Genomic DNA, 14500 nt, shown 5'->3' with positions numbered 1-14500 from the left:
ACATGACGCAAAAGACAGTTAGCGAAATCGTCCGCCTTGGCCCGGTCATTCCGGTTCTGGCCTTCGACTCGGTCGAGCAGGGCGAGAACGTATCGCGTGCGCTGCACGCGGGCGGCGTCAAGGTGCTCGAGATCACGTTGCGTACGGATGCCGGCCTGAAGGCGATCGAGCGCGCGAGCCAGCTCGCTGAGGACATCGTCGTCGGCGTCGGCACGATTACGCGGCCGGCGCAGTGCGCGCAGGCGAAGAAAGCGGGCGCGACGTTCGGCGTGTCGCCGGGTCTGACGAAAGAGATGCACCAGGCCGCGCAGGATGCCGGTCTGCCGCTGCTGCCGGGCGTGATGACGCCAACCGACATCATCGTCGCGCTCGAACTCGGCTATGAGATCGTCAAGTTCTTCCCGGCGCAGCAGGCCGGTGGCGTGCCGATGCTGCAGGCGTTTAGCGGCCCGTTCCCGACGCTGAAGTTCTGCCCGACGGGTGGCATCACCGCGGAAACCGCGACGCATTTCCTGTCGCTGCCGAACGTGGTTTGCGTGGGCGGTTCGTGGCTTACGCCGAAGTCGGCGCTGGCTGCGCAGAACTGGGACGAAGTCACGCGCCTCGCGCGTGCAGCAAGCCAGCTGGCAGCGCCTGCGCATTGAGTTGATGGGCGGATGGCGTGCCGCGCGCGGCGCGTGCCGGTCGGATATCGCGCCGCTCTCCGCAGTGCACCATCGCGCGCCGTTACTCATACGCGAACGGGTTTACAGAAGAAAGCCTCGCTAGTCGACCTCACGGCCGCATCAGCGAGGCTTCTTTTTTGCGTCAGGAACTCCTGTCGCGCGCGTCATCTACTACAGTCCATTACACACAACCTCAACTGACAGTAGAATTCAGCGTCCGCGCGGACCGTCGGCTCGACCGGCGCCGCGTCCGGCTAACCACCCGGGTGCCAGCGGCATGATGCATCCATTCGAATAAACAACAGGGAGGAGCTTCATGGAAGCTGTCCACGGCAGCACGCTGCTGATTTACGCGCTGATCGCCATCGCGGCGCTGATCCTGATGATCACGCGCTTCAAGGTCTATCCGTTTCTCGTCCTGATCATCGTTTCGTTGCTGCTTGGCCTCGCAGTCGGCATGCCGATGAGCACGATCGTCAAGTCGTTCGAAACCGGCAACGGCAATACGCTCGGGCACATTGCGATCGTCGTTGGCCTCGGTACGATGCTCGGCAAGATGATGGCGGAGTCGGGCGGCGCCGAGCGCATCGCGACCACGTTGATCGATAAATTCGGCGAGAAGAATATTCACTGGGCGATGATGTTCGTCGCGATCATCGTCGGCTTACCGGTGTTCTTCGAAGTCGGCTTCGTGCTGCTGATTCCGATCGCGTTCAACGTCGCAAAGCGCACGGGCAAATCGCTGCTGCTGATCGGCCTGCCGATGGTCGCAGGTCTGTCGGTTGTGCACGGACTGATTCCACCGCATCCGGCTGCGCTCCTCGCCGTGCAGGCGTATCACGCCGACATCGGCAAGACGATCGCGTACGGCCTGATCGTCGGCGTGCCGACGGCGATTGTCGCGGGTCCGTTGTTCGCGCTGCTGATTCATCGCTACGTCAAGCTGCCGGAAAACAATCCGCTGGCAGCGCAGTTCATCGAGTCGCATACGGAAGGCGCGAAGCGCGAATTGCCCAGCTTCGGCACCACGCTCTTCACGATCCTGTTGCCGGTGATCCTGATGCTCGTCGGCAGTTGGGTCGATCTGGTATTTGCGCCGAAGACCGTGCCGAACGACCTTCTGAGATTCATCGGTACGTCGGATGTCGCGCTGCTGATTGCGGTGCTGGTCAGCTTCTGGACCTTCGGCGCGCAACGCGGCTTCAATCGTGAACAGATCCAGAAGTTCTGCGGCGACTGTCTGGCGCCGATCGCGGGCATCACGCTGATCGTCGGCGCGGGCGGTGGCTTCGGTCGCGTGCTGATGGACAGCGGCATCTCGAAAGAGATCGTCGCGACGGCGACTGCGGCGCATCTGTCGCCGCTGCTGTTCGGCTGGTTCGTCGCGGCGTTGATCCGTCTCGCCACGGGTTCGGCGACGGTTGCGATGACAACCGCCTGCGGCATCGTCGCGCCGATCGCGGCGGCGTCCGGCGTGCAGGTGAAGCCGGAACTGCTCGTGCTCGCGACCGGTTCGGGTTCGCTGATTTTTTCGCACGTGAACGACGGCGGTTTCTGGCTGATCAAGGAATATTTCGGCATGACGGTGGGCCAGACGTTCAAGACGTGGTCGCTGTGCGAAACCATCATCTCGGTGATGGGTCTCGGTTTGACGTTCGTGCTGGCGGCAGTACTGTAAGAAAGGAGTTTTTGATGATTCTGATCGCGATGGGTGTATCGGGCGCCGGCAAGACGCGGATCGGCGAGATGCTCGCCGAACGCCTGCACTGCGACTTCACGGACGGCGACGCGTTTCACAGCGAAGCCAACAAGGAGAAGATGCATCACGGCATCCCGTTGACCGACGAAGACCGCTGGCCGTGGCTGCGCACAATTCGCGCGGCGATCGAAAAGGAGCAGCGCGCGGGTATCGACGCGGTGTTCACGTGTTCGTCATTGAAGCGCTCGTATCGCGACATCCTGCGCGACGGTGACAAGGACGTGTGTTTCGTTTACCTGAAGGGCTCGCGGGAAGTGCTCGAGGAGCGCTTGCAGACGCGTACCGGGCACTTCTTCGATCCGTCGCTGCTGCAGAGCCAGCTTGATACGCTCGAGGAGCCGGGCGCGGAGGAGGCGATTACGGTGAGCATCGAACTGACGCCGGAACAGATCGTCGATGAGGTGTTGAAGCAGGTGAAGGCGCGTTGAGGTTTGAGGCGCGCTGGATGTGAAAAAGGCGCTCCCTGGAGCGCCTTTTTTTGTGCCGCAGTGACCTGAAAAGCGACCTTACCTGATCCGCTTCGCCAGCTCGACCGCCTTGCCGACATACGAAGCAGGCGTCATCGCCAGCAACCGTTCCTTCGCGTCGGCCGGAATCGCGAGACCACCGATAAACGTCTGCAGCCCTTCACGCGTGATGCCCTTACCACGCGTCAGTTCCTTCAACTGCTCATACGGGTTCTCGATGCCATAACGGCGCATCACGGTCTGCACCGGTTCGGCCAGCACTTCCCAGCAGTTGTCGAGGTCTTCGTTCAGACGCACCGCATTCACTTCGAGCTTGTCGAGACCGCGAATCAGCGAGTCATACGCGAGCAGCGAGTAACCGAACGCGACGCCGATATTGCGCAACACCGTCGAGTCGGTCAGGTCACGTTGCCAGCGCGAAACCGGTAGCTTGTCTGCCAGATGGCGCAGCGTGGCGTTGGCCAGACCGAGGTTGCCTTCCGAGTTTTCGAAGTCGATCGGATTGACCTTGTGCGGCATCGTCGACGAACCGATTTCGCCGGCCTTCGTGCGTTGCTTGAAGTAGCCGACCGAGATGTAACCCCACACATCGCGATCGAGGTCGAGCAGGATGATGTTCGCGCGCGACACCGCGTCGAACAGTTCAGCCATGTAGTCGTGCGGTTCGATCTGGATCGTGTACGGATTGAACGTGAGCTTCAGACGCTGCTCGACGACTTCACGCGAAAACGCTTCCCAGTCGAATTCCGGATACGCCGACAGATGCGCATTGAAGTTGCCGACCGCGCCATTCATCTTGCCGAGCAGTTCGACTTTCGCGACGCGCTCGATCGCGCGTTCCAGACGCGCGGCAACGTTGGCGATCTCCTTGCCGAGCGTCGTCGGGCTGGCGGGCTGGCCGTGCGTGCGCGACAGCATCGGCTGTTCGGCCTGCGCGTGCGCCAGCGCAACGAGGCGTTGATGCACCGAACGCAGCGCCGGCAGGATCACGTGTTCACGCGCACCGGCAAGCATCAGGCCGTGCGACGTGTTGTTGATGTCTTCCGACGTACACGCGAAGTGGATGAACTCGCTCGCGCGCTCCAGTTCCGGCTGACCCTTCACCGATTCCTTCAGCCAGTATTCGACGGCTTTCACGTCGTGATTCGTCACGCGCTCGATTTCCTTGATGCGCGCGGCGTCGTGCGCGGTGAAGTGCTCGACGAGTTGCAGCAGGAACTGCTCCGACGCGTCGGAGAAGCGCGGCACTTCAGCGAAACCGGCGCGCGAGAGCGCGATCAGCCAGTGAATTTCGACCATCACGCGATGACGCATGAACGCGGCTTCCGAAAGCCAGTCGCGCAGGGCTTCGGTTTTCGCGGCGTAGCGGCCGTCGAGCGGAGAGAGGGCGGTCAGCGCGAAGAGGGTATCGGGACGGGTATCGGACATGATGGAGGCGGGGACGGAAGGTGAGGATCAGAAACCGGAAGAACCCGGGATTTTACCACTGGCAGCCGCACCGGCCCGCAGACCCCCTGCGCACGCTGCTGCGCGCCATGGACCGGCGCATCCACGGCCCCGCGCCGCTAGAATGCTGACTTCTCCTTTTGCCGCGTAACGACAGGGTTCGCATGGAACTGAAATGGCTCGAAGACTTCGTTTCGCTCGCGGAAACCCGCAGCTTCAGCCGCTCGGCTGAACTGCGGCACGTCACGCAGCCCGCTTTCTCGCGCCGGATCCAGGCGCTTGAAGCGTGGCTCGGCACAGAACTGATCGATCGTTCGGTTTACCCTACGCGTCTCACGTCCGCGGGCCAGGTGTTTTACGAGCAGGCGCTCGCGATGCTCTCGCAGTTTCACGAAGCGCGCACGCTGCTGCGCGGCCACACGGCGACACCCGCCGCGACGATCGAATTCGCCGTACCCCACACGTTGTCGCTTACGTATTTTCCGCGCTGGCTGCAGCGCATCGAGGCGCAGCTGGGCCCAATCCACACGCGTCTGCGCGCGCTGAACGTGCATGACGCGGTGCTTTCGCTCGTCGAGGGCGGCTGCGATCTGGTGATGGGTTATCACCATCCAAGCCATCCGGTCGCGCTCGATCCCGCGCGTTACGACATGCTCACACTGGGCGTCGAGGAGATCAGCCCGTACTCCGCGCCAGGCCGCGCCGGACGGCCGCGTCACACGTTGCCGGGCACGCCCGAAGCACCCGCGCCCTATCTCTCGTACACGCCCAACGCTTACCTTGGTCGCATGACGGAAGTGATCGTCGCCAATGCGCCCGCGCGTCTGTATCTGGATCGTGTGTATGAGACGGACATGGCCGAAGGGTTGAAAGCAATGGCGCTCGCCGGGCATGGTCTGGCATTCCTGCCGCATAGCGCCGTCGAAGATGCAGTCGCAGAAGGCCATCTGATCCGCCTCGATCGCGCGTCGCGTGGCGTCGTGCAAGGACAGTTCTCGCTGACGATGGAGATCCGTCTCTATCGCGACAAGCTCGCGGCGCAAGGCGACGATCCGCGTCAGGTACTGGTGCGTCAGCTATGGGATGTGGTGACCGCCGAGCTGGCCCAGGACACGGCATGACACTGCCGATATCTACACGAAATGCGACAGTCTTTTTCAGATTTTTGACGTTATGCAAGAAAAACATAACGCAATGATCAAACGGCATTGGATTTCGCGACGCCCTTTTTCGACAATGGCGTCATTCGATCAACGCCGGAGCGTTCATGTCATCGCAAGCGCAGTCCGCATCAACCTTGCAGCATATCCCGTCCTACCTTCACAGCGACGACCTCGGCCCCTGGGGCAACTATCTTCGTCAGGTCGATCGCGTCGCGCCTTACCTCGGTTCCCTGTCACGCTGGCTCGAAACGCTGAAGCGCCCGAAGCGCATTCTGATCGTCGATGTGCCTATCGAACTCGATAACGGTACGGTCGCGCACTTCGAAGGCTATCGCGTGCAGCACAACGTGTCGCGTGGTCCGGGCAAGGGCGGCGTGCGTTATCACCAGGACGTAACGCTCTCGGAAGTGATGGCGCTGTCGGCATGGATGTCGGTCAAGAATGCGGCCGTCAACGTGCCGTACGGCGGCGCGAAAGGGGGTATCCGCGTCGATCCGCGCACGCTGTCGCGTGGTGAGCTGGAGCGCATAACGCGCCGCTACACGAGCGAAATCGGCATCATCATCGGACCGAATACCGACATCCCCGCGCCGGACGTGAACACGAACGAGCAGATCATGGCGTGGATGATGGACACGTACTCGATGAACCAGGGGCAGACAGCCACCGGCGTCGTGACCGGCAAGCCGATCACGCTCGGCGGTTCGCTCGGCCGTCGTGAAGCGACGGGGCGCGGCGTGTTCGTCGTCGGTTGCGAAGCGGCGCGTCGTATCGGCTTCGACATCGAAGGCGCGCGTATTGCAGTGCAGGGTTTCGGCAACGTCGGCGGCATTGCGGCGCGTCTCTTTCAGGAAGCCGGCGCGAAGATTGTCGCGGTGCAGGATCACACCGGCACGCTGTACAGGTCGTCAGGTATCGACGCAGGCGCGTTGCTGGAACACGTCGCGAAGACGGGCGGCGTCGGCGGTTTCCCGGAAGCCGACACCATCGCGAACGAAGACTTCTGGGGGATCGAGTCGGACATCCTCATCCCGGCCGCGCTGGAAAACCAGATCACCGAAAAGAACGCATCGAAGATTCGCACGAAGATCATCGTGGAAGGTGCGAACGGCCCGACCACCACGGCGGCCGATGACATTCTGCATGACAAGGGCATTCTCGTGATTCCCGATGTGGTGGCGAATGCGGGCGGCGTAACAGTGTCATATTTCGAATGGGTGCAGGATTTCTCGAGCTTCTTCTGGACTGAAGACGAGATCAACCAGCGTCTCGAACGTGTGATGCGTGAAGCATTTGCCGCGGTATGGCAGGTGTCGAGCGAACAGAACGTCTCGGTGCGTACGGCTGCGTTTATCGTTGCCTGTAAGCGCATCCTTCAGGCGCGTGAAATGCGCGGACTGTATCCTTGATCACTCAGGTTTAAAACGCGGATTACACTGTGTGATCAGCAATGAACGGGCGGCATCGAATCGATGCCGCCCGCTTTTGCGTCTATGCGATGCGTTTCGGTGTGGGCTTTATGCATCGGACGCAGGCAAACATGGTTAACAACCATTACTTTCAGAATAATTACTTTGCTAAACTGGCGCCGGTACTTGATAGGAGATCACAAAATGAAGGTTAAAAAGGCTGCGCTGCTTCTCGCTACTCTAGGCCTGTTCACCGTTGGCGCGCACGCGCAGGACGCTGGCACGCTGAAGAAAATCAAGGATACGGGCGTGATTTCGCTGGGGCATCGCGAATCGTCGATTCCGTTCTCTTACTATGACGACAAACAGAATGTCGTCGGCTACTCGCAGGAATTCGCGCTGAAGGTCGTGGACGCGGTCAAGCAGAAGCTGAATATGCCGGACCTGAAGGTCAAGCTGACGCCGGTGACGTCGCAAAACCGTATTCCGCTCGTGCAGAACGGCACGATCGATATGGAATGCGGTTCGACCACGAACAATGCTGAGCGCCAGCAACAGGTCGCGTTCTCGAACACGATTTTCGTGATCGGTACGCGTCTGATGACGAAGAAAGATTCGGGCATCAAGGACTGGGCTGACCTGAAGGGCAAGACGGTGGTCACGACCGCCGGTACGACGTCCGAGCGCCTGCTTCGCAAGATGAATCAGGACAAGAGCATGGGCATGAACATCATCAGCGCGAAGGATCACGGCGAGTCGTTCCTGACGCTGTCGACCGGCCGCGCTGTTGCGTTCATGATGGATGACGCGCTGCTCGCAGGCGAGCGCGCGAAGTCGAACACGCCGAACGATTTCGTAATCGTCGCTGCAGCGCAATCGCATGAAGCCTACGGCTGCATGCTGCGCAAGAATGATCCGGAGTTCAAGAAGGTCGTCGACGACGCAATCGCGAAGCTCGAAACCTCGGGCGAAGCAGACAAGATCTACAAGAAGTGGTTTGAATCGCCGATTCCGCCGAAGGGCCTGAACTTGGCCTTCCCGGAAAGCGATGAGATCAAGGCGCTCTTCAAGAGCCCGAACGACAAGGCAATCGACTAACCGTCGCAGGTCTTCGCGTCAGACGAAACGGAAGGGGCCGCGCGCTTCTTCCGTTTCTTTTTGCTGGAGTCTTCCTCATGTCTTATCACTGGAACTGGGGCATTCTGCTGAGTCCGGTATCGACGGGCGAGCCGACCACCTATTTCGGCTGGCTGCTGTCCGGCTTCTGGGTGACGATCACGGTGTCGCTGTCGGCGTGGGTTATCGCGCTGATCGTTGGTTCGTTCTTCGGCGTGCTGCGTACGGTACCGAACAGATTGCTTGCCGGTATCGGCACGGTGTATGTCGCGATCTTCCGGAATATTCCGCTGATCGTTCAGTTTTTCATCTGGTATCTCGTGATACCGGAACTGCTGCCGGTCTCGATCGGCACCTGGTACAAGCAGTTGCCACCGAGTGCGCAGTTTTTCTCATCGTCCATTGTGTGTCTCGGGTTGTTCACCGCCGCGCGCGTGTGCGAGCAGGTGCGCTCGGGTATCAACGCACTGCCGCGCGGCCAGAGGGCAGCCGGTCTCGCGATGGGCTTCACGCAATGGCAGACGTATCGCTACGTGCTGCTACCGGTTGCGTACCGGATCATCGTGCCGCCGATCACGTCGGAGTTTCTGAACATCTTCAAGAACTCGGCGGTTGCGTCGACGATCGGTCTGCTTGATCTGTCGGCTCAGGCGCGCCAGCTTGTCGATTACACGGCGCAGACGTACGAGTCGTTCATTGCGGTGACGCTCGCGTACGTGCTGATCAACCTTGTTGTCATGCAACTGATGCGCGTTATCGAGCACAGAACGCGGCTGCCCGGCTACATCGGAGGCAAGTGATGCATCATTTCGACTGGAGTGGTATTGCGGGCACACTGCCTACGTTGTGGACCGGCGCGATTATCACGTTCAAGATCACGCTGATCGCGATCGTCATCGGTATTGCGTGGGGCACCGTGCTTGCGATGATGCGGCTGTCGTCGTTCAAGCCGTTCGAGTGGTTCGCGAAAGGCTACGTCACCGTGTTCCGCTCGATCCCGCTCGTGATGGTTCTGCTGTGGTTCTTCCTGATCGTGCCGCAGGTACTGCAGAACGTGCTTGGGCTGTCGGCGGATATCGATATCCGTCTGGCGTCGGCGATGGTCGCGTTCTCGCTTTTTGAAGCGGCATACTATTCGGAGATTATCCGCGCTGGGATTCAGTCGGTGGCGCGCGGGCAGATCAATGCCGCGTTTGCACTGGGCATGACGTACGGCACGGCGATGCGGCTTATCGTGTTGCCGCAGGCGTTCCGCGCAATGGTGCCGCTGCTGCTGACGCAGGCCATCGTGCTCTTCCAGGATACGTCGCTCGTCTACGTGATCAGCCTCGCGGATTTCTTCCGTACGGCGACGAATATTGGCGATCGTGACGGCACCAACGTCGAGATGGTACTGTTCGCCGGCGCATGCTATTTCGTGATTTGCGTGCTCGCGTCGAGCCTTGTCAAAGGTCTTCAGAAAAAGGTCGCAAGATGATCTCTATCAAGAATGTTTCGAAGTGGTACGGCCAGTTTCAGGTGCTGACCGACTGCACGACGGAAGTGAAAAAAGGCGAAGTGGTCGTGGTGTGCGGCCCGTCGGGTTCGGGCAAATCGACGCTCATCAAGACGGTGAATGGCCTGGAGCCATTCCAGAAGGGTGAGATCGTCATCAACGGCCAGTCGCTCGGCGACAGGAAGACGAACCTGTCGAAGCTGCGTGCCAAGGTCGGCATGGTGTTCCAGCATTTCGAACTGTTCCCGCATCTGTCGATCACGGAAAACTTGACGCTCGCGCAGATCAAGGTGCTCGGCCGCTCGAAAGACGAAGCGAATGCGAAGGGCCTGAAGCTGCTGGATCGCGTCGGCCTGCGCGCACATGCGGACAAATATCCGGGGCAGCTTTCCGGCGGTCAGCAGCAGCGTGTGGCGATTGCGCGCGCGCTGTCGATGGATCCGATCGCGATGCTGTTCGACGAGCCCACTTCGGCGCTCGATCCGGAGATGATCAACGAAGTGCTCGACGTGATGGTCGAACTCGCGCAGGAAGGCATGACGATGATGTGCGTCACGCACGAAATGGGCTTTGCGAAAAAGGTTGCGCACCGCGTGATCTTCATGGACCGTGGCCTGATCGTCGAAGACGACCGCAAGGAAGAATTCTTCGCGAATCCGAAGTCGGACCGGGCGAAGGATTTTCTGGCGAAGATTCTTCACTGACGTTGTCGGCGCCGGGTGTTCACGGTGCAATAAAGCCGCTTCGAAAGAAGCGGCTTTTTTTATTTGGCCTGACCTGGCGCGTGATGACAGCGAATAAGCGTGGGAACGAGTCAGGATTCGAACGCGGCGGTGTCGTCGGATTCGAGATCGAGCGTGACGGGCGTCTCTTCACGGACGACCGGCGTCGGCGCGGATGCCGAACGGTCGCTCTCTGGATTGCGCAGCTTTTCGAGCACGGCCGGCGGCACCGGCACATTCGCGCGGCCGATCACGTCGCCATGCTGGAACATCAGCAGGTCGCCCGGTTCGAACGCGGTCCACACTTCGTTATCGGTGAGCGGCTGCGTGGCGATCACAGCGACGCGGTCTTCCGGCGTCGTGTACTTCGCGAAGTCGATCGACACGTCGGCGTCGACCAGATGCGCGGTCGAGAACGGCCAGCGTCGCACGAGGTAGTAGAGGCGCGTCGAGCAGTGCGCGAACAGCGCCTGTCCGTTCGACATCAGGAAATTGAACACGCCGAACTGCGTGATCTCGCGCGTCAGTTTTTCGAGCGCGGGGAGCAGTTCATCGGGCCCCGGCTGCGCACCCGGAAATTCCTTGCGCAGACCCTGCAGCAGTGCGCAGAACGCGAGTTCGCTATCGGTGGTGCCGACCGGCTGATAGACGCCCGTCAGGAACGGTTGATAGTCCTGCAGATCGCCGTTATGCGCGAAGATCCAGTGACGCCCCCACAGTTCACGCATGAACGGATGGCAGTTTTCGAGCTGGATATGACCTTGCGTCGCTTTGCGAATGTGCGCGATCGTGTTTTTCGACTTGATCGGGTAACGCTTGACCATCTCCGCGATCGGCGAGGTGGCCGATGACTGATGGTCGATGAACAGGCGGCAGGCTTTGTCTTCGAAGAAGGCGATACCCCAGCCGTCGGCGTGGTGATCCGTGACGCCGCCGCGCGCCGCAAAGCCGGTGAACGAGAACGTGACGTCCGTTGGCGCGGCGCAGTTCATTCCGAGTAATTGGCACATATTGCGGGGCCGGTGCGTGTGAACGGGGCGACCCGTTACAATGATGATTTCCAAGCATATCACCGAGCCAGAAGCGGCAAATAGTGAAATTGACGGGTGTTCAGGCCGCAATGTTGCGGTTTGCCGACGTCGATTGAACCGTTTCGCGACGCTCGTCACTTCTTTCGCCATGACTGCTTCCAACGTTTCCCACGATTCCCTGACGATCGCCCGCCCGGACGACTGGCACCTTCACGTGCGCGACGGCGCGATGCTCGCGGCCGTGCTGCCGCACACCGCGCGCCAGTTCGGCCGCGCGATCATCATGCCGAACCTGAAGCCGCCGGTTACGACGACGGAGCAGGCGCGGGCGTATCGCGAGCGGATCGTGGCCGCAATTCCGGCAGGCGTGAAGTTCGAGCCGCTGATGACGCTGTATCTCACCGACAACACGCCGCCCGACGAAATCCGCCGCGCGCGCGAAAGCGGCTTCGTGCATGGCGTGAAACTGTATCCGGCGGGTGCGACGACGAACTCGGACGCGGGCGTCACTGACATCATGAAGTGCGCGAAGACGCTGGAAGTGATGCAGGAAACGGGCGTGCCGCTGCTGGTGCACGGCGAGGTGACGGATTCGTCGATCGATCTGTTCGATCGCGAGAAGGTGTTCATCGACCGCGTGATGACGCCGCTGCGTCGCGAATTTCCGGCGCTGAAAGTGGTGTTCGAACACATCACGACGAAAGATGCCGTCGACTACATCCACGAAGCCGGCGCTGCGCCCGAACTGCTCGGCGCGACGATCACAGCGCACCATCTGCTGTACAACCGCAACGCGATTTTCCAGGGCGGTATCCGTCCGCATTACTACTGTCTGCCGGTGCTCAAGCGCGAAACGCATCGCGTCGCGCTCGTCGGGGCCGCGACGTCGGGCAATCCGCGCTTCTTCCTCGGCACGGATAGCGCGCCGCATCCGAAGGGGTTGAAGGAGCACGCGTGTGGTTGCGCAGGCTGCTACACGGCGCTGCACGCGCTGGAACTGTACGCGGAAGCGTTCGATAACGCGGGCGCGCTCGACAGGCTGGAAGGTTTTGCGAGCTTCTTCGGCGCGGACTTTTACGGTCTGCCGAGAAGTGCCGAAACGGTGACGCTGCATCGCGAGCAGTGGACGCTGCCGGCTGAAATCGCGGTTGGCGACACGCCGGTTGTGCCGCTGCGCGGTGGCGAGGCGATTGGCTGGCGCCTCGCCTGAGGTTTGGGTCTGGCGATGGCGATGGCGACGTCGGGGGAGTTGTCGGTGGGTGTGGACGAGCGCGGGTCAGACGCAACACGCGACGACGCTGTGGCGCGTTCTGCCCCAGTCGCGTCGCCCGGCGCTATGTCTGACGTCATCTCCGGTCACCCTCCAAAACCGCAGGCATCGTTCGTGCAGATTGACTGGACCGCACCCTGGTTTGCGCAATTCGCCGCCCGCGGAGCGCGCTGGCAACAGGCGGCGCTCGCGAGCGAAGCTGCATTGCTCGTCGAAATGAACGCGGACGCGCGGCGCTCAGGCCAGACGACCGGTCGCGGCCAGCCACTCGCCTTTATCGCACAGGACGACCTGCCGGCCGGCTCGGCTTACGAAGCGCATATCGCATCGACCGGCTGTGTGCCGACCCGCCACAATCTTCACGATTTTTTCAACGCACTCGTCTGGTTCCAGTTTCCGCGGATCAAGGCGGCGCTGAACGCGCGCCAGTCGGCGGCGATCGACGCGCTCGGCGTCGGCCCCACCCGCGGCGGCACGCGCGACGCGCTCACGCTCTTCGACGAGAACGCCGTGCTCTTTGCGTGTGCCGATCCATCGTTGAGCGCGGCACTGCGTGCATTCGACTGGCAGACGCTGTTCGTCGCCAGTCGCGCGGTATGGGGCTCGCAATGCGAAGTGCGATGTTTCGGTCACGCGTTGCTGGAAAAGCTGATCACGCCGTTTAAGGCATGTACGGCGCATGCGTGGATCGTCGATGTGCCGACCGGATATTGCGCGTGGGATGTGGCTGAGCGCGACGCCTGGCTCGATGAAGCGGTCAGCGGTTCGCTGTCGGCGGCCGGTGAGCTCAACGGTCGTGTGTTCGCGCCGCTTCCGGTGCTGGGCATTCCGGGCTGGTGGCCCGCGAACGAAACGTCTTCTTTTTACGACGACACAACGGTATTCCGCTCTGGCCGGCGCGTTCGCTGATTGCTCCGGCAGTCGGATGGGCTCGGGTCCTTGATCGCTCCTTTCTGCGCCTCACAAAGGCCTTCCACCGCCGCAATGTTAGAATCGGCACCAGCAAAGCAGGCCAGGCAGTCGCGGCCTCCGCGGTTTCGGCCGACGAGGGCGAGGAAAGTCCGGACTCCACAGGGCAGGGTGATGGCTAACGGCCATCCGTGGTGACACGCGGAACAGGGCAACAGAGAACAGACCGCCGATGGCCCGGCGCAAGCCGGGATCAGGTAAGGGTGAAACGGTGCGGTAAGAGCGCACCGCGGCTGTGGCGACACAGACCGGCACGGTAACCTCCACCCGGAGCAATTCCAAGTAGGCAGGCGCGCATCTTCGAGATGCAGGATGGGGCCCCCGTCTCGTCTGCGGGTAGGAAGCTTGAGCGCGTCAGCAATGGCGCGCCTAGAGGAATGGCTGCCACGCGCTTCACGTCTTCGGGCGCGGTGCGTGCACAGAATCCGGCTTATCGGCCTGCTTTGCCACCTGAACACAAAAATGCCGGCGTCGAGTGATCGACGCCGGCATTTTTCTTTTGCGACTGTTGCCGCTGACTTGCGCCGCTGACTTGCCGCTGACTTCGGCGCACCCGGATCAGCCTGCGACGATGTCGAACGAGTGCGTCAATTCGGCCGTTTTGGCGAGCATGATCGACGCCGAGCAATATTTATCGTGCGACAGGTTAATCGCGCGTTCTACCGTCGCCGGATTCAGGTTCTTCCCCGTCACGGTGAAGTGGAAGTGGATCTTCGTGAAGACCTTCGGGTCTTCGCTGGCGCGCTCGGCTTTCAGCGTGACCGAACAGCCGGCGACTTCCTGACGGCTTTTCTTCAGGATCATCACGACGTCGTATGCCGTGCAGCCGCCGGTGCCGAGCAGGACCATTTCCATCGGACGCGGTGCCAGATTGCGCCCTCCGCCTTCCGGCGCGCCGTCCATCATGACCAGATGACCGCTACCCGTTTCGGCGGCGAAAGCCATCCCGTCCTGTCCCATCCAGCTTACTTTGCATTCCATGCCTGTG

Annotated in this window: 14 protein-coding genes and 1 other RNA gene; 12 read left to right on the top strand and 3 right to left on the bottom strand. The window is 61.3% G+C overall.

What is annotated here, in order from left to right; all coding sequences use genetic code 11:
- Positions 1-2 precede the first annotated feature (2 nt).
- From eda to P3T21_RS08395, 3 genes are all read left to right on the top strand, one after another.
- Entirely contained in the window at positions 3-644 is a 642-nt protein-coding gene (gene eda / locus P3T21_RS08405; protein ID WP_429255458.1) for a bifunctional 4-hydroxy-2-oxoglutarate aldolase/2-dehydro-3-deoxy-phosphogluconate aldolase, read from the top strand.
- A gap of 337 nt (positions 645-981) precedes the next feature.
- Positions 982-2343, top strand: coding sequence for a GntP family permease (locus P3T21_RS08400; protein WP_429255457.1), 1362 nt, complete (start codon positions 982-984; stop codon positions 2341-2343).
- A gap of 14 nt (positions 2344-2357) precedes the next feature.
- Positions 2358-2852 (top strand): gluconokinase, encoded by a 495-nt coding sequence (locus P3T21_RS08395; RefSeq protein ID WP_429255456.1) that lies wholly within the window; start codon positions 2358-2360, stop codon positions 2850-2852.
- 78 nt (positions 2853-2930) lie between these two features.
- On the opposite strand, the gene purB is transcribed toward P3T21_RS08395, so the two are convergent.
- Positions 2931-4319 (bottom strand): adenylosuccinate lyase, encoded by a 1389-nt coding sequence (gene purB / locus P3T21_RS08390; RefSeq protein ID WP_429255455.1) that lies wholly within the window; start codon positions 4317-4319, stop codon positions 2931-2933.
- Positions 4320-4501: 182 nt separating this feature from the next.
- Here purB and P3T21_RS08385 point away from each other — a divergent pair, with 182 nt between their 5' ends.
- The 6 genes from P3T21_RS08385 (at position 4502) to P3T21_RS08360 (ending at position 10224) form a co-directional block, all read left to right on the top strand.
- On the top strand, positions 4502-5458 hold the full coding sequence (locus tag P3T21_RS08385; RefSeq protein WP_429255454.1) for a LysR family transcriptional regulator: 957 nt from the start codon (positions 4502-4504) through the stop codon (positions 5456-5458).
- 146 nt (positions 5459-5604) lie between these two features.
- Positions 5605-6909: a Glu/Leu/Phe/Val family dehydrogenase gene (locus tag P3T21_RS08380; protein WP_429255453.1), complete on the top strand. Its 1305-nt coding sequence runs from the start codon at positions 5605-5607 to the stop codon at positions 6907-6909.
- A gap of 204 nt (positions 6910-7113) precedes the next feature.
- A complete protein-coding gene (locus tag P3T21_RS08375; protein ID WP_429255452.1) occupies positions 7114-8007 on the top strand; it encodes a glutamate/aspartate ABC transporter substrate-binding protein in 894 nt (297 codons plus the stop codon).
- Between the two features lie 77 nt (positions 8008-8084).
- The gene (locus tag P3T21_RS08370) at positions 8085-8825 is read left to right on the top strand and encodes an amino acid ABC transporter permease (RefSeq protein WP_429255451.1); all 741 of its coding nucleotides are present in this window, start codon (positions 8085-8087) and stop codon (positions 8823-8825) included.
- The gene (gene gltK, locus P3T21_RS08365) at positions 8825-9502 is read left to right on the top strand and encodes a glutamate/aspartate ABC transporter permease GltK (RefSeq protein ID WP_429255450.1); all 678 of its coding nucleotides are present in this window, start codon (positions 8825-8827) and stop codon (positions 9500-9502) included. Before P3T21_RS08370 ends, gltK begins: the two co-directional genes overlap by 1 nt.
- Entirely contained in the window at positions 9499-10224 is a 726-nt protein-coding gene (locus P3T21_RS08360) for an amino acid ABC transporter ATP-binding protein (protein WP_429255449.1), read from the top strand. The genes gltK and P3T21_RS08360 overlap by 4 nt, the downstream gene beginning before the upstream one ends.
- Positions 10225-10334: 110 nt before the next feature.
- Here P3T21_RS08360 and P3T21_RS08355 read toward each other — a convergent pair whose 3' ends face one another.
- Positions 10335-11252 (bottom strand): class II glutamine amidotransferase, encoded by a 918-nt coding sequence (locus tag P3T21_RS08355; RefSeq protein ID WP_429255448.1) that lies wholly within the window; start codon positions 11250-11252, stop codon positions 10335-10337.
- 169 nt (positions 11253-11421) lie between these two features.
- Here P3T21_RS08355 and pyrC point away from each other — a divergent pair, with 169 nt between their 5' ends.
- The 3 genes from pyrC to rnpB all read left to right on the top strand — a co-directional run bounded on the left by pyrC (position 11422) and on the right by rnpB (position 13961).
- Entirely contained in the window at positions 11422-12483 is a 1062-nt protein-coding gene (gene pyrC, locus P3T21_RS08350; RefSeq protein WP_429255447.1) for a dihydroorotase, read from the top strand.
- Between the two features lie 126 nt (positions 12484-12609).
- Positions 12610-13452 (top strand): DUF3025 domain-containing protein, encoded by an 843-nt coding sequence (locus P3T21_RS08345; protein ID WP_429255446.1) that lies wholly within the window; start codon positions 12610-12612, stop codon positions 13450-13452.
- 95 nt (positions 13453-13547) lie between these two features.
- An RNA gene (gene rnpB / locus P3T21_RS08340) (RNase P RNA component class A) lies at positions 13548-13961 on the top strand.
- 109 nt (positions 13962-14070) lie between these two features.
- On the opposite strand, the gene P3T21_RS08335 is transcribed toward rnpB, so the two are convergent.
- Positions 14071-14493 carry an OsmC family protein gene (locus P3T21_RS08335; protein ID WP_429255445.1) on the bottom strand — a complete coding sequence of 141 codons (423 nt, stop codon included), beginning with the start codon at positions 14491-14493 and terminating at the stop codon, positions 14071-14073.
- Positions 14494-14500: the final 7 nt, after the last annotated feature.

The organism is Paraburkholderia sp. GAS334, assembly GCF_050436625.1.
GTDB lineage: Bacteria > Pseudomonadota > Gammaproteobacteria > Burkholderiales > Burkholderiaceae > Paraburkholderia.
The sequence above is the reverse complement of the archived record's forward strand: the minus strand, read 5'-3'. Positions and strand labels throughout refer to the sequence as shown.